General features: G+C 70.8%; 13 protein-coding genes. 9 read left to right on the top strand and 4 right to left on the bottom strand.

Features of this window, described 5'->3' with window-relative positions:
* Positions 1 to 1,284, bottom strand: coding sequence for a sugar ABC transporter substrate-binding protein (locus KME78_RS42795; RefSeq protein WP_219535246.1), 1,284 nt, complete (start codon positions 1,282 to 1,284; stop codon positions 1 to 3).
* A gap of 267 nt (positions 1,285 to 1,551) precedes the next feature.
* Here KME78_RS42795 and KME78_RS42800 point away from each other — a divergent pair, with 267 nt between their 5' ends.
* The 3 genes from KME78_RS42800 to KME78_RS42810 all read left to right on the top strand — a co-directional run bounded on the left by KME78_RS42800 (position 1,552) and on the right by KME78_RS42810 (position 5,404).
* Positions 1,552 to 3,039: a glycoside hydrolase family 13 protein gene (locus tag KME78_RS42800; protein ID WP_219535247.1), complete on the top strand. Its 1,488-nt coding sequence runs from the start codon at positions 1,552 to 1,554 to the stop codon at positions 3,037 to 3,039.
* A 125-nt stretch (positions 3,040 to 3,164) separates the two neighbouring features.
* Positions 3,165 to 4,508 (top strand): sensor histidine kinase, encoded by a 1,344-nt coding sequence (locus KME78_RS42805; RefSeq protein WP_219535248.1) that lies wholly within the window; start codon positions 3,165 to 3,167, stop codon positions 4,506 to 4,508.
* A 77-nt stretch (positions 4,509 to 4,585) separates the two neighbouring features.
* A complete protein-coding gene (locus KME78_RS42810; protein ID WP_219535249.1) occupies positions 4,586 to 5,404 on the top strand; it encodes an SAM-dependent methyltransferase in 819 nt (272 codons plus the stop codon).
* Here the strand turns inward: KME78_RS42810 and KME78_RS42815 are convergent.
* Positions 5,401 to 6,735, bottom strand: a complete 1,335-nt coding sequence (locus KME78_RS42815) for a cation:dicarboxylate symporter family transporter (RefSeq protein WP_219535250.1) — start codon at positions 6,733 to 6,735, stop codon at positions 5,401 to 5,403. The two genes, KME78_RS42810 and KME78_RS42815, sit on opposite strands and share 4 nt — an antisense overlap.
* A 105-nt stretch (positions 6,736 to 6,840) precedes the next feature.
* Here KME78_RS42815 and KME78_RS42820 point away from each other — a divergent pair, with 105 nt between their 5' ends.
* From KME78_RS42820 to KME78_RS42840, 5 genes are all read left to right on the top strand, one after another.
* The gene (locus tag KME78_RS42820; protein ID WP_219535251.1) at positions 6,841 to 8,355 is read left to right on the top strand and encodes a sensor histidine kinase; all 1,515 of its coding nucleotides are present in this window, start codon (positions 6,841 to 6,843) and stop codon (positions 8,353 to 8,355) included.
* Positions 8,352 to 9,017: a response regulator gene (locus KME78_RS42825; protein ID WP_219535253.1), complete on the top strand. Its 666-nt coding sequence runs from the start codon at positions 8,352 to 8,354 to the stop codon at positions 9,015 to 9,017. The genes KME78_RS42820 and KME78_RS42825 overlap by 4 nt, the downstream gene beginning before the upstream one ends.
* A 72-nt stretch (positions 9,018 to 9,089) precedes the next feature.
* Positions 9,090 to 11,129 carry an N-acetylneuraminate synthase family protein gene (locus tag KME78_RS42830; protein WP_219535254.1) on the top strand — a complete coding sequence of 680 codons (2,040 nt, stop codon included), beginning with the start codon at positions 9,090 to 9,092 and terminating at the stop codon, positions 11,127 to 11,129.
* An 11-nt stretch (positions 11,130 to 11,140) separates the two neighbouring features.
* Positions 11,141 to 12,121, top strand: a complete 981-nt coding sequence (locus KME78_RS42835) for a glycosyltransferase family 2 protein (RefSeq protein ID WP_219535256.1) — start codon at positions 11,141 to 11,143, stop codon at positions 12,119 to 12,121.
* On the top strand, positions 12,118 to 13,356 hold the full coding sequence (locus KME78_RS42840; RefSeq protein ID WP_219535258.1) for an alpha-2,8-polysialyltransferase family protein: 1,239 nt from the start codon (positions 12,118 to 12,120) through the stop codon (positions 13,354 to 13,356). The genes KME78_RS42835 and KME78_RS42840 overlap by 4 nt, the downstream gene beginning before the upstream one ends.
* Before the next feature lie 138 nt (positions 13,357 to 13,494).
* Here KME78_RS42840 and KME78_RS42845 read toward each other — a convergent pair whose 3' ends face one another.
* Positions 13,495 to 14,661 (bottom strand): DUF6716 putative glycosyltransferase, encoded by a 1,167-nt coding sequence (locus tag KME78_RS42845; protein WP_219535259.1) that lies wholly within the window; start codon positions 14,659 to 14,661, stop codon positions 13,495 to 13,497.
* Positions 14,662 to 14,771: 110 nt separating this feature from the next.
* A complete protein-coding gene (locus KME78_RS42850) occupies positions 14,772 to 15,716 on the bottom strand; it encodes a hypothetical protein (RefSeq protein WP_308127344.1) in 945 nt (314 codons plus the stop codon).
* Positions 15,717 to 15,812: 96 nt separating this feature from the next.
* Between KME78_RS42850 and KME78_RS42855 the strand changes: the two genes are divergently transcribed.
* Positions 15,813 to 16,640 (top strand): aldo/keto reductase, encoded by an 828-nt coding sequence (locus tag KME78_RS42855; protein WP_219535261.1) that lies wholly within the window; start codon positions 15,813 to 15,815, stop codon positions 16,638 to 16,640.
* The last annotated feature ends 6 nt before the right edge of the window (positions 16,641 to 16,646 follow it).

Consider the following 16,646-nt stretch of genomic DNA (forward strand, 5'->3'; position numbering starts at 1 on the left):
TCAGTTCTTGAGCGAGGTGTCGATGGCCTTCTGCGCGGCCGCCGCGGCCTTGGCCGGGTCGCCGCCCTTGACCACCGCCGCCTCGGCGATGCCGAACGGCTCCCAGACCGCCTGCATCTCGGGGATGGCCGGCATCGGCAGGCCGTTCTTGCCCGCGTCCATGAACTTGCCCGCGTCGGGGTCGGTCGCCCCGACCTCCTGCAGCGCCTCGGTCAGCGCCGGGGGCCGCGGGTCGGCCGCGTACAGGGCCTTGGCCACGTCCTTGTTGGTCACGTAGTTCGCGACGAACTCCTGCGCGAGGGTCTTGTTCTTGCCCTTGGAGGCCACGAAGAACGACTGGACGCCGACGAACGGCGTGGCGGGCTTGCCGTCCTTGAACGACGGGACGGGCGTGATGTCGTAGCTGATGCCGCCCTTCTTCACGTCGCCCATGGCCCAGGGGCCGGAGATCAGGAACGCGCACTTGCCGCCGGCGAAGCTGGCGATGTAGTTCTCGTTGGTGATCGACGTCTTGAGCGCGCCGTCACCCTTCTCCCCCAGCTCCTTCAGCTTGCCGAACGCCTTGACCGAGTCGGGCGAGCCGAGCAGCACCTTCTTCGGGTCCGGGTCGCCGGAGGCGGTGGTGCCGAACAGCGAGCCGCCGCCCGCCGCGAAGAGCGGGTAGACGTGGAAGGCGTCGCCCTTCTGCGCCACCGGCAGGCAGAGCACCTCCTTGACCTTGCCCGCCGCCTTGAGCGCCTTGCCCTGCTTGACCAGGTCCTCCAGCGTCGCGGGGGCATCGGGCGCGAGCTTGGTGTTGCGGATCAGCGCGATGTTCTCCACCGCGTACGGTGCGGCCATCACCTGGCCGTCGAACGTGACCGCCTTCATGGCGATCTCCGGGAACGCCGCCTTCTGCGCGTCGGTGAGGTTGACCGGGTCGATGGCGCCGTTCTGCACCAGGTTGCCGATCCAGTCGTGCGCGCCGACCATGATGTCCGGGCCGCTGCCCTGCTGGGAGGCGGTGAGGAAGGTCTGCTGGTTGTCCTTGCTGATCTCCTTCACCTCGACGGCCACGCCGTTCTCGGTGCCGAACTGATCGGCGAAGGGCTTGAGCGCCTTGACCCGGTTGGGGTCGGCCCAGATCACGAGCTTGCCGCTGCCCTTGTCGGCGGCGGGGGCCGAGGCCGAGGTGGCGGAGCCGCTGGGGGCGGCGGAGGGGGTGCCGGGCTGCGAACCGCCGCACGCCGTGGCGGCTAATGCCAGGGACGTGAGTGCGGCCACACCCAGGGCTCGCTTGCGCATGGGACCTCCTGAGGTCCGGAGGGGGCTAATGACCGCTTTCGCGGCTTATATTTCGGGGACGTTAGCGAGTCTTTGCAAGAATTGGAAGAACTTGCGAAAGAGCGTTACCTGATCCAGATGCACGGGATACTCCCTTGACCTCGCCGCCTGGTCTCCTGGGGGAAGTACGGTGTTGTCTGCAACTTTCCGCAACTTACGCTTGACCCCACAGAACCACGCAAGCCATCCTTCACCAGACATCACGGACATTTCCCCCGGAGGACCGCAATGCTCGGCAACGACGATTGGTGGCGCGACGCCGTCGTTTACCAGGTCTACCCACGCAGCTTCGCCGACGCCAACGGCGACGGCATCGGGGACCTGCCGGGCGTGCGCGAGCGCCTCGGCTACCTCGCCGAGCTGGGCGTGGACGCCATCTGGTTGAGCCCCTTCTACACCTCGCCGATGGCCGACGGCGGCTACGACGTGGCCGACTACCGCGACGTGGACCCGATGTTCGGCACGCTGGCCGACCTCGACGGGCTGATCGCGGACGCGCACGAGCTGGGCATCAGGGTGATCGTGGACCTGGTGCCGAACCACTCCTCCGACCGGCACCCGTGGTTCCAGGCGGGGCTGCGCGACCGTTACATCTTCCGGGACCGGCCCAACGACTGGGAGTCCATCTTCGGCGGGCCCGCCTGGACGCAGGTGGCCGACGGGCAGTGGTATCTCCACCTCTTCGCCCCCGAACAGCCCGACCTCAACTGGGAGCACCCGGAGGTGCGGGCCGAGTTCCGCGACATCCTGCGGTTCTGGCTGGACCGCGGGGTGGACGGCTTCCGCGTCGACGTGGCGCACGGCATGGTCAAGGCCGCCGGGCTGCCCGACGTGGGACCGAAGGAGGGCCGCCAGGCCGAGATGCTCGGCGACGAGCAGGTGCCGTACTTCGACCAGGACGGCGTGCACGAGATCTACCGCGAGTGGCGGCCGATCCTCGACTCCTACCCCGGCGGGCGGATGGCCGTCGCCGAGGCGTGGGTGTCCTCGCCCGAGCGGCTGGCCCGCTACGTCGGCCCCGACGAGCTGCACCAGGCGTTCAACTTCGACTTCCTGCTGGCCGACTTCCACGCCAAGTCCTTCCGCGCGGTCATCGAGAAGGCGCTGGCCGAGGCGGAGCTGGTCGGTGCGCCGACCACCTGGGTGCTGTCCAACCACGACAAGCCCCGGCACGTCACCCGGCACGGCGGCCTGGCCCGGGCGAAGGCGGCCACGCTGCTCATGCTGGCGCTGCCCGGCTCGGCCTACCTCTACAACGGCGAGGAGCTCGGCCTGCCCGAGGTGCTCGACCTGCCGGACGAGCTGCGGCAGGACCCGGCGTTCCTGCGCAGCGGCGAGAGCCGTGACGGCTGCCGGGTGCCGATCCCGTGGACCACCGCCCCCGGCTTCGGCTGGCGGGACCCGTGGCTGCCGATCCCCGACTCGTGGGCGCCACTGTCGGCCGAGGCCCAGCACGACGACCCCGGCTCCACGCTGAACCTCTACCGGGCCGCACTGCGCCTGCGCAAGGCCCACCCGGCACTCGGCGGCGGCACGCTGGCCTGGCTCGACTCCCCCAAGGACGTGCTGGCCATCGAGCGCTCGCCCGGCCTGGTCGTCGTGCTGAACACCAGTGACGAGCCGGTGGAGGTGACCGGCGAGGTGCTGCTGTCGAGCGGCCCGCTCACCGCCGAGGGCACCCTCCCGCCCGACACCACGGTGTGGCTCCAGCGCTGAGGCCGGACGCGGCCCGTACGGCCTTCGCGGGCTGTGCGGGCTGAACGGCCCGCGCAAGCTGACCATGGGGGAAATTTTCCCTCTGGCCGCCATATAACGGTACTTACCGTTAGTAGCCTCGTTTAATGACCCCGCGCCTATGGGCGAGGTCCCTGCGCGGCCGCGTCACGCTCGTGGCGGCCGCGGTGGCCGCCTCCGTACTGATTCCCGCGGGTGTCGGCAGCGTCGTCGTGGCCAAGTCCGTGATCGAGGCCCATGTGTGGGAGGAGACCAGGGACGCCGCCGAACAGGTCGCGGTCGATTCACGCGGGGGCCATCTTCCCCTGGGGGCGGCGATGCCGTTGCCCGACCCGTACGTCGACCTGATCCAGGTCGTGGCCCCGGGCGGTCAGGTGATCGGGACGAGCGACGCGGCCCGCAACCTGCCGCGGCTGAGCGACGTCTGGCCCACGCCCGACAACCGGGTCATCAGCACCACGAGCTGCCTCCCGAGACTGTGCATCCACCTGACGGCCGTCCGCGTGTCGCCGGCGCCGAGCTCGAACGTCGTGTACGCCGGACGCACCACGCCGGGCCTGCTGGACCTGCGGATCCTGGAGACCGTGGTGTTCACCCAGATAGTCGTGCTCATGGTCCTGGCCACCTGGACGACCTGGCTGACCATGGGCCGGGCGCTGCAACCGGTGGGCGCGATGCGGGCCGAGCTCGACGAGGTCAACGCCAGTGACCTGAGCCGCCGGGTGACCCAGCCGTCAGGGGAGGACGAGGTCGCCGAGCTCGCGCGGTCCGTCAACGGCACCTTGGCCCGCTTGGAACGTTCCGCGTGCCAGCAGCGCCGCTTCGCCTCCGACGCCTCGCACGAGCTGCGCACCCCCATCGCCGGGCTGCGCGCGCAACTGGAGAGCGCCCAGCTCTACCCCGAGGACACCGACTTCGTCGCCCTGGTGGACAGCGCGCTGCGCGACACCGACCGGCTCGAAGCGATCATATCCGACCTGCTGCTGCTGGCCAGGATCGGCTCGCGCGTGGATGTGGTGAAGGAGCGGGTGGACCTCGCGGCCCTGGTCCGCGACGAGCTGTCGTGCCGCGACGGCCCGGTGCCTGTCAAGCCGGCGCTGGAGGAGGGCGTCGTGGTGGCCGGGGTACGGATGCAGCTCGCCCGGGTGCTGACGAACCTGCTGGACAACGCCCAGCGGCATGCCGAGACCATCGTCAGGGTGGTCGTCACCAGAGACGGGGGCATGGCCGTCGTGGCCGTGGAGAACGACGGTGTGGAGATCGCGCCGGCGGACCGCGAGTGCATCTTCGACCGCTTCACCCGGCTGGACGCGGCCCGCAGCCGCGACGCCGGCGGCACCGGTCTGGGCCTGGCCATCGCGCGCGACGTCGCGGTGGCGCATCGCGGCGAGATCCGCGTCGAGGAGTGCCGAGGCGGCGCCCGCTTCGTCCTGAGACTGCCTGCCGCGTGACACGATCCACCTACCGTCGTTCACCTTGTGACATGAACCGGTGGATTTACGCGCCCTTTGTCCGAGATCATGGGGACATGACGGAACAAGCGCCGCAAGGTGTGGACCCGCACATCCCCAACGCGGCGCGGATGTACGACTACTTCCTTGGTGGCAAGGACAACTTCAAGGCCGACCGGGAGCTCGCCGAACTGGTCATGAGCGTGTTACCCGAGGTCAGAGAGGGCACGAGGCAGAACCGCAAGTTCATCGGGCGAGTGGTCGAATACCTCTGCCGTCAGGGCGTCACCCAGTTCCTCGACCTGGGCTCCGGCCTGCCGGCCGCGGAGAACGTGCACGAGGTCGCCCACCGGTTCGCGCCGGAGGCGCGCGTGGTGTACGTCGACAACGACCCCGTGGTCGCCGCGCACGGCCGCGCCCTGCTGGCCGACCCGGAGAAGGTCACCATGGTGCTGGGCGACGGCCGCGAGGCGGAGAAGATCCTCGGGCATCCCGACGTGCTGTCGGTGCTGGACTTCGACCAGCCGGTCGCGGTGCTCATGATGTTCTTCCTGCACCTGGTGCCCGACGAGGACGAGCCGCACGAGTTCGTGGCCACCTACCGCGACGCGCTGGCGCCGGGCAGCTATCTGGCCATCTCGCATGTCGGCAACGACGTCGTGCCGGAGCAGGTGGCCAAGATCAGCGAGTTCTACCAGAAGGCCAACGCGCCCTTCTGCCCGCGCCCCGGCAAGGAGATCGCCCGATTCTTCGGTGACTTCGAGCTGGTCCCGCCGGGGCTGGCGAGCGGCCTGGGGCCGGAGGTCGGCTGGCCGTTCAACGACCCCCAGGAGACGCTGTTCCTCGATGAGGAGATGGCGCGGATGGGCTATGCGGGCATCGGCCGCAAGCCCTAGACGGCCGTCATCTCCCGTTGCTCGTCCGCCGCGGGCGGTTCGGGTCGTACGTCCTCGTCCAGCAACGTCGCCTCGTCGAACGGCACGTTGCCGGCGAGCACCTCGGCCGCCCGCGCCCTGTCGAACTCGCCCGTCCAGGTGGCGACGAGCACGGTGCCGATCGCGTTGCCCGCGAAGTTCGTCAGCGCCCGCGCCTCGGACATGAAGCGGTCGATGCCGACGATGAGGCCGACGCCGTCGACCAGCTCGGGCCGGTGCGACTGCAGGCCGCCGGCCAGCGTGGCGATGCCGGACCCGGTCACGCCCGCCGCGCCCTTCGAGGCGATCATCATGAACCCCAGCAGCGCGAGCTGCTCACCGAAGCGCAGCGGCGACCCGCTGGCGGAGGCGATGAACAGCGTGGACATGGTCAGGTAGATCGCGGTGCCGTCGAGGTTGAAGGAGTAGCCGGTGGGCACCGTGATGCCCGCCACGGTACGGCTCACGCCGAGGTGCTCCATCTTGGCGATCAGCCTCGGCAGCGCGGCCTCGGACGACGACGTGGACAGGATCAGCAGGAACTCGCGGCCCAGATAGCGGAACAGCGGCCACAGGCCGATCTTGGCCACCCCCCAGAGCAGCGGGCCGAGTATCAGGCCGATGAACAGCACGCAGGTCGTGTAGAAGGCGATCATGATGATGGCCAGGCTCCTGAGCGCGTCGAGGCCGGTGGCGCCGACGACCGCGGCGATGGCGCCGAACGCGCCGACCGGCGCCGCCCACATGATCATGGCGAGGATGCGGAACACCAGCCGCTGGATGTGCTCGATGGCCGTCAGGATCGGCGCGGCCTTGGGCCCTATGGCCTGCAGCCCGAATCCGGTGAGCAGCGCGACCAGGAGCGTCTGCAGCGTCTGACCCTCGGTGAACGCCGACACCACCGTGGTGGGGATGATGCCGAGCACGAAGTCGACCGAATCGGTGGCGCCCCCCTTGGCCGCCTCGCCCTCGGCGACCTTCTTGGCGGCGTCGGTGAGGTGCAGCCCCGAGCCCGGGTCGATGAGGTTGCCGACCAGCAGCCCGATGATGAGGGCTACCGTGGACATGACGAGGAAGTAACCGATGGTCAGCCCGCCGACCTTGCCGACCTTGGCCGCCTTGGTGACCGAACCGATGCCGAGCACGATCGTGCAGAAGATGATCGGGCTGATCATCATCTTGATCAGGTTGACGAAGCCGGTGCCGAGCGGCTTGAGCGCCTGACCGGCGTCCGGCCAGACGAATCCCACCAGGATGCCGAGCAGGACCGCCCCGATGACGGCCAGGTAGAGATAGCGAGTGCGATCACGCATGGAGGGTCTCCGGTCGCTATGAGTAAAAGTCCTAACCATGCGACTATGCGGTCCGTGGTGATCCAGGTCACTATTGCGTAAGTTTCGTTCATTGAGAGGTCCCCGATGCGCCGCTGGAGCCTGGCAGGGCAGATGTTGCTCCTGCAACTGCTCGTGGTCACCGTCACGCTGGTGGGCGCCGCCACGCTCGTCTCCGTGCTGGCGGACCAGCTCGTCACCGCCGAGGCGGCGGGCGCGGCCAGGTCGGCGGCGGCGGCCGTGGCGGCCTCGCCCGACGTGCTGGCCGCCCTGGACGAGCCGTCGCCCACCACGCGGCTCCAGCCGTTCGCCGACCGGGTGGAAGCCGAGTCGGGCGTCGACTTCGTCACCATCATGAAGCCCGACGGCACCCGCTACACCCACCCCAACCGGGCGGAGATCGGCAAGCGGTTCCTCGGCCACATCGACCGCGCGCTGCGCGGCGAGACGTTCACGGAGACCTACACCGGCACGCTCGGCCCATCCGTGCGGGCGGTCGCCCCGGTCCGCGCGGGCGGCCCGAACGGCCCGATTCGGGCGCTGGTCAGCGCGGGCATCAAGGTGGACAGAATCAGCGCCAGGCTGCGCGGCCAGCTCATCTGGACCGGGCTCATCGCCCTGCTCGGGCTCGCCGTCGGCGCCGTCGGCACGTGGCTGGTGACCGCCCGGCTCCGCAGGCAGACGCACGGGCTCGGGCCGGTCGAGCTGGGCCGCATCCACGAGCATCACGACGCGGTCCTGCACGCCGTACGGGAGGGGCTGCTGCTGGTCGGCAAGGACGGCACGCTGACGCTCTGCAACGACGCCGCGCGGCAGCTGCTCGACCTGCCCGCCGACGCCGAAGGGCGGCACCTGGACGAGCTGGGCCTGTCGGGGTTGTTCGACACGGACCAGGAGCGGGTGCACCTGGTCGGCGACCGGGTGCTGGCCGTCAACGGCGCAGCCAGCAGGCTCGGCACCGTGGTGACCGTGCGGGATCACACCGAGCTGCAGGCGCTGGCCGGGCAGCTGAACGCCGAGCGCGGGTTCGCCGACTCGCTCCGGTCGGCCGCCCACGAGTCGGCCAACAAGCTGCACACGGTCATCACGCTGGTGGAGCTGGGCCGTACCGAGCAGGCGGTGGCGTTCGGCACCGCCGAGCTGCGCGCGGCGCAGGAGCTCACCGACCGGGTGATGGGCGCGGTACGCGAACCAATCCTGGCCGCGCTGCTGCTGGGCAAGAGCGCCGAGGCGGCCGAGCGCGGCAGCGAGCTGGTGATCAGCCAGGACAGCGACCTGGACGACCTCGGACTCGACCCCGGAGAGCTGGTGACCATCGTCGGCAACCTCATCGACAACGCGATCGACGCGGCCACCCGGGTCGAGGTGCTGCTGCGGGGCGGCCGCGACGGCTTCCTCATCCGGGTCGCCGACGACGGGCCCGGCCTGATCGCGCCCGACGCGTTCCGGAAGGGCTGGACCACCAAGGGCGACGGGCACGGGCTGGGGCTCGCGCTGGTCGGGCAGGCGGTACGGCGGCTGGGCGGCACGATCGAGGTGGACGGCTCGGTGTTCACCGTACGGCTGCCGGTGCCGCGGTCCGTGGCGGAGCCGGTCCGATGATCTCGGTGCTGGTGGTCGAGGACGAGGAGATCACCGCCGAGGCCAACCGCATCTACGTGAACCGGGTGCCGGGCTTCGAGGTGGCGGGCGTGGTGCGCTCGGGCGGGGAGGCGCTGCGGTTCCTGCGGCACACGCCGGTCGATCTCATCCTGCTCGACCTGTACCTGCCCGACATGCACGGGCTGGAGGTCTGCCGGGCCGTACGGGCGGGCGGGCTGCTGTGCGACGTGATCGCGGTCACCTCCGCGCGTGATCTGGCCATGGTGCGCAGGGCCGTGTCGCTGGGCATCTCCCAATACCTGCTCAAGCCGTTCACCTTCGCGACACTTAACGAGAAGCTGACCGGCTATGCCCGGTTCAAGGAGGAGGCCGGCGAGATCGTCGGCCAGGGTGACGTGGACCGGGTGCTCGGCACCCTGCGCGGCCGCTCTGAGCTGCCGAAAGGGATGGCCCGCGACACCCTTGACCTGGTCGCCGCCGAGCTGCGCGGCAGCCCCGCGGGGATGTCGGCGCAGGCCGTGGGGACGGCCGCCGGAGTCTCCAGGGTGACCGCCCGCAGATACCTGGAACACCTGGTGGAGCTGGGGGTGGCGGTCCGGATGCCCCAGTACGGCGGAGTGGGTCGTCCAGAGCTGCTCTACCGGATCCCCCCGGAAAGTTAATAAAGGGGACGCTGCTCGTTCAATCCGCACCTCTAGCTTCGGGATGCAACCCGTTAGCACTGAGGAGTCACGTTGCGAGTCCTGGCCGTTGTTCCCGCCCGCGGAGGTTCTGCCGGCGTTCCGCTGAAGAACCTCGCGCCGGTGGGCGGTATTCCCCTGGTCACCCGTGCTGTGCGCGCTTCGCTGCGCAGCGAGCTGATCGACCGGGTCGTGGTCAGCACCGACCACGCGGGGATCGCCGAGGCCGCCAAGGAGGCGGGCGCGCTCGTCGTGGACCGTCCCGAGGAGCTCAGCGGCGCGACCGCCTCCAGCGAGTCTGCGGTGTTGCACGCGCTCGACGCGCTCGGCGAGGACCCCGAGGTGGTCGTCCTCGTGCAGTGCACCAGCGCGTTCATCGACTCCGACGACCTGTCGGCGGCCGTGCGCAAGGTGCTGGACGGCGAGGCCGACACGGTCGTGTCCGGCCTGCCGACGCACGAGTTCCTCTGGACCGCCACCGGCGGCGGGATCAACCACGACCCCGCGATCAGGCAGCGCAGGCAGGACCGCGAGCCGCAGTTCCGGGAGAACGGCGCCTTCTACGTCATGCGCACCTCCGGGCTGCGCGAGCACGGCCACCGCTTCTTCGGCACCGTCGCCGTACAGCCGGTGCCCGTGCGCCACGCGATCGAGATCGACGACCCCGAGGACCTGGAGCTGGCCCGCGCGCTGGCCCCGTTCGTGGACGTGCCCGAGCCGATCGACGTCGACGCGGTCATCACCGACTTCGACGGCGTGCACACCGACGACCGCGCCTACGTCGACTCCGACGGCCGTGAGATGGTGCTGGTCAGCCGCTCCGACGGGATGGGCATCTCGTTGCTGCGCCGCTCCGGGGTGAAGGTGCTGGTCATGTCGACCGAGCACAACCCGGTCGTGGCGGCCCGCGCCCGCAAACTGGGCGTCCCCGTGCTGCAGGGGATCGCCGAGAAGCGGATCGTCCTGCGTGACTGGCTGACGATCGAGGGCCTGGACCCGGCCCGCGTCGCCTACGTGGGCAACGACGTCAACGACCTGGGCCCGATGGCCGAGGTGGGCTGGCCGATCGCGGTGCCCGACGCGCACCCGCGGGTCCGCGCCGCCGCCAGGGTCGTGCTGACCAAGGTGGGCGGCGACGGAGCGGTGCGCGAGCTGTGCGACCGGGTCGTGGCCGCCCGGCCCGAGGCGCCCGCCGCGCCCGAGGCCAAACCGCGTCTCAGGTTCCGCCCGGTGGCGGTCGGCGAGGTGCTGGTCGGCGACAGCGAGCCCGTCTACGTCATCGGCGAGATCGGCATCAACCACAACGGCGACCTCGACCTCGCGCGCCGGCTCATCGACGTGGCGGCCGACGCGGGCTGCCAAGCGGTGAAGTTCCAGAAGCGCACCCCGGCGATCTGCGTGCCCGAGGCGCAGAAGGGGCAGATCAGGCAGACGCCCTGGGGCGAGATGACCTACCTGGAGTACAAGGAGCGGACCGAGTTCGGTCACGACGAGTACCGCCAGATCGCCAAATACTGCGACGAGCGCGGCCTGCACTGGTTCGCCTCGCCGTGGGACGTGCCCTCCATCGACTTCCTGGAGGAGATGGACGTCGTGGCCCACAAGGTGGCCTCGGCCAGCGTCGCCGACCACGAGCTGCTCCGCGCCCTTGCGGCGACCGGCAAGCCGCTGATGCTGTCGACCGGCATGTCCACGCTCTCCGAGATCGACCAGGCGGTCGAGATCCTCGGCACCGACAAGCTGATCATGATGCACGCCACCTCCACGTACCCCCTCCCGCCGGAGGAGGCGAACCTGCGCACGATCACCACCCTCAAGGAGCGCTACGGCGTGCCGGTCGGCTACTCCGGCCACGAGCGCGGCCTGCAGATCTCGCTGGCCGCGGTGACGCTCGGCGCGGTCTGCGTGGAGCGGCACATCACGCTCGACCGCACCATGTGGGGCTCGGACCACGCCGCCTCGCTGGAGCCCTCGGGTCTCGAGCACCTGGTACGCGACATCCGGATCATCGAGCAGGCGATGGGTGACGGCGTCAAGCGCGTCTTCCCCGGCGAGGAGGCGCCCAAGGCCCGCCTGCGCCGCGTCACCGTCTGACGAGCGCCATCTTGATCACTCTGTCCGTCATCGTTCCTGTGCGTGACGGCGAGCGTTTCATCGCCGACGCGCTCTCCTCGCTCTGCCGCAACGCCCGGCGCGACTTCGAGTTCATCGTGGTCGACGACGGGTCGGTGGACGCCACCGGCGACATCGTCGAGGACTTCCGCGCCGACCTGCCCGGTCTTGCCGTGCTGCGCAACCCGGCGCCGGTCGGCCTCGCGGACGCCCGCAACACCGGGCTGTCGGCCGCCTCGGGGCGGTACGTCACGTTCATGGACGGGGACGACTGGCTCGCCCCCGGCTACCTGCCCCAGCTCGTCGCGGCCATCGACGGGCTCGGCTGCGACTTCGTACGCGCCGACCACGTGCAGGTCGAGGGCCGTAAGCGGGTCGTGCACCGCGCCCCGCTGGCGCGGCGGGGCGCGGTGCTCAACCCCCGGGAGGCGATCCTGCCCGCGAACGTGCGGACCATGGTCGACTACCCCTACGCGTGGGCCGGCGTCTACCGGCGCTCGCTGCAGGACCTGCTGCACTTCCCCGGCTCGCTGCACACCGCCGAGGACCGCCCGTGGATCTGGCGGCTGCACCGGGAGGCGGCCTCGTTCGCGGTGGTGTCGCTGGCCGGGGTGTTCTACCGGCGGATGGTGTCGGGGTCGCTCACGCGGGTGGGCGACGAACGGCAGCTGCACTTCTTCGACGCCTTCGAGCTGGTGTTCAAGGACCTTGAGGAGGAGTTCCTGCCGAAGGCCGTACGCAACTTCTGCGCGCTGCTCGCGCACCACCTGGAGATCGCCGACCGCTTCACCCCGCAGTTGCGCGCCCGCTTCGAGGAGCGCGGCGCGGAAATGGTACGGGCGCTGCCCGCCGCCCTGGTGGTGGACGCGGTGGCGCGCATGTCCGTGGACCGCGAGGCCACGCTGCGGGCGCTGCTGCCCTACCTCCCCCCAAGCCCCCACGTCCGGCTCCGCCGTGAACGGGAGGACTCATGACCACGGTCTTCTACGCCTCGACGCTGTTCGGGGCGATGTCGCTGGCGGCCGGGATCGACGACGGCCGGTTCGCCGAGGGGCGCAGGGTCCTCATCGTGTCGAACAACGCGGCGGTCCCCGAGGTGACCGTCCCCCTGGACCGGACACCGGGCTTCGCGGTGCTGCGCTCCCGCTTCGACGTGATCCACTCGTGGAACGAGCTGATCGCGCCGCTGCACCCGTCGGAGTGGAAGGCCCGCGTCATCGAGGTGCCGATGATGGAGCGGCTGATCCGCGCCCAGCTCGCGCTCGACGACGTGACCGAGCTGGTGCTGGAGTCGATCGCGGTGCCGCCCGCCCGGACGATCGCGGGGCTGGTGCGCGACTGCCCGATCACCGTCTACTCCGACGGCCTGATGAGCTACGGCCCGACGCGCGACCCGCTGCCCGCCGAGATCTTCCGCCGCATCACCCGCCTGCTGCACCTGGACCTCGTGCCGGGGCTGGAGCCGCTCTTACTGAGCGAGTACGACGTGCCGGCCGCGCTCCTGCCGGACGAGGCGTTCCTGTCGGTGCTCCGGCAGGTGGCGACGACCGCGCCCGACATGCTGGCCGGGCAGGCGATGATCCTCGGGCAGTACCTGTCGGCGCTGGAGATCGTCACGCCGGAGGAGGAGGCGGCGCTGCACGAGTCGATGCTGCGCGGCCTGGTCGCCCGCGGCTTCTCGAGCGTGGTGTTCAAGCCGCACCCGGCGGCCGGCCGCAGGCACGCCCAGCTGCTCAGGGCCGCCGCCGAACCGCTGAACGTACGGCTGACGGTGGCCGACGAGAGTGTCCCCGCCGAGGTGTGCTTCTCGGCGCTCCGGCCGGAGCTGGTCGTGGGCTGTTTCTCGACCGGTCTGGTCACGGCCGGGCGGTTCTTCGGGCTGCCGGTGGCCTCGTACGGCACCGAGCTGGTGCTGGAGCGGCTGGCCCCGTACGAGAACAGCAACCGGGTGCCCGCCACGATCGTCGACGCGCTGCTGCCCCGCATGTCGGTGGACGGCACGATCGAGCCGGCGCCGCGCGGCTACCTGCGGGAGCTGGTGCGGGCGGTGGGCTACTGCATGCAGGCGGAGACGTATCCGGAGCTGCGGCCGGTGGACTTCGACTTCGACCCGCGCTACTTCAAGCGCAAGCGGCTGGAGACCCTCGGCCTGACGGCCAAGCCCACCGCGCTGACCCGGCTGCGGCGGAAGATCAAATCAGCCATCTGAGGGGCGCCACCCGGCAGGGGCGGGCGGCGCCCCTGTCCTGCGGCGCCACCCCTCTCGGCGCCCCGCCCCTCTCGGAGGGCACTCCCCTCTCGGGGGCACTCCCCTTTCGGGGGGCACTCCCTTTCGGGGGGCACTCCCTTAGGACAGCGCCCGCAGATACCGGCGCATCCGCCGCTTGGCCCGGTAGCCGGCGCGCAGCACGGTGGGGTGCACGTCCAGGCGCATCCTGGCGCGGCGGCGGGCGGCGGCGTGGTCGGGCCCGTCGAGCAGTGACCTGGCCGGGACCCGGGGGCCGCCGGTCACCAGGCCGCCCAGCAGCCCTGCCCAGTTGTTGCGATCCACCGGGTGGAAGTAGTTGGCCGAGCACCACCCGGCGTCGGCGGCGCGGAACCCGCCCGTGGCCAGCTCGTCGAGCGTGCCCAGCAGCCCGCTGCCCTCGAACACCAGGTTGATCATCTCCGCGCTCACGCCGAAGTCGCTCAGCACCAGCAGCGGCACGTCCTGCGCGATGGCCTCCAGCGCCGCCGTCGAGCTGACCGTCACGAACCCGGCCGCCTGAGCGAGCTGGTCGTGCATCGAGCCCGCCTCGAACGCCACCCGCCCCGGCTCGCCGAGCTCGCGCCAGAGCCGCTGGTAGTGGTGGCGTTCGTTGTGCGTCTGCCGTTCGTCCTCCAGGGCGCGCAGCTTCACCACCACGTCCAGGTCCGGCCGGCCGGCGGCCAGCTCGGCCAGTGACAGCAGGATGCGTTCGCGGTCCTCGCGCTCGCGCGGCACCTTGGCCTGGGTGGCGAACACCACCCGGTTCCCGCCGCCGCGCACGGCCCGCGGGCGCAGGAACGGCAGCCGGGCCAGCCCGACCGCCCCTCCCCCGCCGAGCTCGGCGGCGATCCCGCCGAACTCGGCCACCTCCCGCTCGCTGTGCACCACGAACAGGTCGCAGCCGCTGCGGAACAGCCACGCCTTCTCCGTCGCGGGCACCGAGATGCCCGGCAGCCCGGTCACGAACACCGGCCGCGACCGCAGCCCGGCGAACGCCTCGGCCACCAGCACGTCCACGACCGGCCCCGTACAGGCCACGATGATCGCGTCCGGCCGGGTACGTTCGGCCAGCCGCCGCACCGCCCGCGCCGACATCAGCGGCGGCGTGGGACGGTCGCCCACGGCGGCGGCGATCTGCTCGGGCGACGGCGCGATCGGCGTGCGCACCACCACGAGCTCCGTCTCACAGCCGGGAGGCAGGTCGCCGAGCAGGCAGGCCGCCCACTTCAGGTACGAGTCGGAGTCGGCCACGGCCAGCACTCTCACGCGGTCACTCCAGTCGAATACGGGTTGACGATGGTCACCCGGTTGTTCCCATCAGGGAGGGGTTGCCGCCGGTCATCCGGCCGCTCCGGTCAGACAAGGGTTGACGCCGGTCACCCGGCCACGCCGGTCAGATGCGAACGCAGGGCGGGAGCCGCCCTGCTGGTCCACCAATCGTCCGGTACGTCCACCGGCTCGACCGCGACGCCGCGCGGCGTGAGCAGCACCCGCAGCGAGCTGATCGCGGTGGACGGCAGGCTGAGCACCCGCTGGCTGGGATCGAGGCCGCGCAGCGTCAGCTCGGCGGGCACGCCGGCGTCGTACACGGTGATCTCGGGCCGCTCGCGGATGAGCGCCACGTCCGCGGGGTCCTCGCGGCGGTGCGGGAAGTAGGCGAGCGGCTCCTCGGCGGCCAGGTCCGTCAGCCAGCTCAGGTAGCGGTCGCGGCGCACCAGCCCGTTCCTGATCAGGGAGGTGCCGAGCACGACGGTCCGCTCGACCGGTCCGGGACCGCCCAGCGGCTGCTCACGCAGCCACCCGAAGTCGTGGCGGACCAGGTCGACGCCCGCCGCGCGGACGGCCAGCGCCAGCTCGTCGGAGACCGGCAGCGCGGTGAAGACCGACACCCGGCTCGCGCGCAGCCTGATCGCCGCCGCCAGCCCCAGCGCCGCACGCAGCTTCCCCGGACGCGCCCGCGCCCGCAACAGCGGCTTGTACGGCCCGGCGGCCAGCAGTTCGAGCAGCCGGAGCGTGGCCAGCCCGTCGTCGACGATCACGATGCGGCCCGGATGGGACACGAGCCAGCGGAGCTGAACCCGGCCGGAGAAGGCGTCGCCGACGGCGTGCGGCGAGCGCGGCATGCGCTCGCGCGGCTCGGCCAGCTCCAGCCCCTCGGGCAACGCCAGGTCGGACAGCGCCCGGCGGGTGGCCTTCAACGCCCGCAGACCGGCGCGCGGGACGACGGCGGTGACCGGCCCGAGCAGCCCAGCGCGGTGGGCCTCGATGGCGCACAGCATCTGGAGCGGGGACTCCACCCAGGCCGACGCCTGTTTGCCCACTCTGTTCTCCCCGCGCGGTGATGGCCCGTTCACGACCGCTTCAAGCTAGCCCGCCCGGCTTAAGCCGTCAGAAACGACACGTGAACAATGGAGACCATGAACTCGCTACTACTCAATACGGACGGCGTACAGGTGCCGCAGCTCGGATTCGGCGTCTGGCAGGTGCCGAGCGACGTGGCCGAGCAGGTCGTGACGACCGCCCTGGAGGTCGGTTACCGCCACGTCGACACCGCCAGCGCCTACGGGAACGAGGAGGGCGTCGGCCGCGCCGTACGCGCCTCGGGGATCCCGCGCGAGAAGCTGTTCGTCACCACCAAGCTCTTCAATCCCGACCACGGCCGGGCCGAGGAGGCGTTCGACGAGAGCCTGTCGCGGCTCGGGCTCGACTACGTGGACCTCTATCTGATCCACTGGCCGTTGCCGGAGCACGGCACGTACCTGCAGGCGTGGCGCAGCCTCGAGAAGATCTACCGTCAGGGGCGCGCCAAGGCGATCGGCGTGTCCAACTTCACCGTCGAGACGCTCACCCGGGTGATCGACGAGGCGGAGATCACGCCGTCCATCAACCAGATCGAGCTGCACCCGTACTTCCAGCAACGGCGGATGCGGGAGTTCCACGAGGCCAACGGCATCCTCACCGAGGCGTGGAGCCCCCTGGGGCAGGGCCAGGGCCTGCTCGGCGACCCGGCGCTGGCCGTGCTGTCGGAGAAGTACGGCAAGACGCCCGCGCAGATCGTGCTGCGCTGGCACATCCAGCTCGGCAACGTGGTGATCCCCAAGTCGGTCACGCCGGCCCGGATCAAGGAGAACTTCGGGGTGTTCGACTTCGTCCTCGACGCCGAGGACATGACCGCGATCGGCGCCATGAACACGACAGACGGCCGCATCGGCCCCGACCCGGACACTTTCCACTGGATGGGTTGATTCCCT

The sequence above is a fragment of the Nonomuraea guangzhouensis genome (assembly GCF_019396345.1).
Lineage (GTDB): Bacteria > Actinomycetota > Actinomycetes > Streptosporangiales > Streptosporangiaceae > Nonomuraea > Nonomuraea guangzhouensis.

Excerpts from the sequence above, each read along its gene's own strand:
- KME78_RS42815 (WP_219535250.1), bottom strand. The coding sequence starts at position 6,735 with ATGCGTGATCGCACTCGCTATCTCTACCTGGCCGTCATCGGGGCGGTC.
- KME78_RS42810 (WP_219535249.1), top strand. The coding sequence starts at position 4,586 with ATGACGGAACAAGCGCCGCAAGGTGTGGACCCGCACATCCCCAACGCG.
- KME78_RS42805 (WP_219535248.1), top strand. The coding sequence starts at position 3,165 with ATGACCCCGCGCCTATGGGCGAGGTCCCTGCGCGGCCGCGTCACGCTC.
- KME78_RS42825 (WP_219535253.1), top strand. The coding sequence starts at position 8,352 with ATGATCTCGGTGCTGGTGGTCGAGGACGAGGAGATCACCGCCGAGGCC.
- KME78_RS42800 (WP_219535247.1), top strand. The coding sequence starts at position 1,552 with ATGCTCGGCAACGACGATTGGTGGCGCGACGCCGTCGTTTACCAGGTC.
- KME78_RS42855 (WP_219535261.1), top strand. The coding sequence starts at position 15,813 with ATGAACTCGCTACTACTCAATACGGACGGCGTACAGGTGCCGCAGCTC.
- KME78_RS42840 (WP_219535258.1), top strand. The coding sequence starts at position 12,118 with ATGACCACGGTCTTCTACGCCTCGACGCTGTTCGGGGCGATGTCGCTG.
- KME78_RS42795 (WP_219535246.1), bottom strand. The coding sequence starts at position 1,284 with ATGCGCAAGCGAGCCCTGGGTGTGGCCGCACTCACGTCCCTGGCATTA.
- KME78_RS42820 (WP_219535251.1), top strand. The coding sequence starts at position 6,841 with ATGCGCCGCTGGAGCCTGGCAGGGCAGATGTTGCTCCTGCAACTGCTC.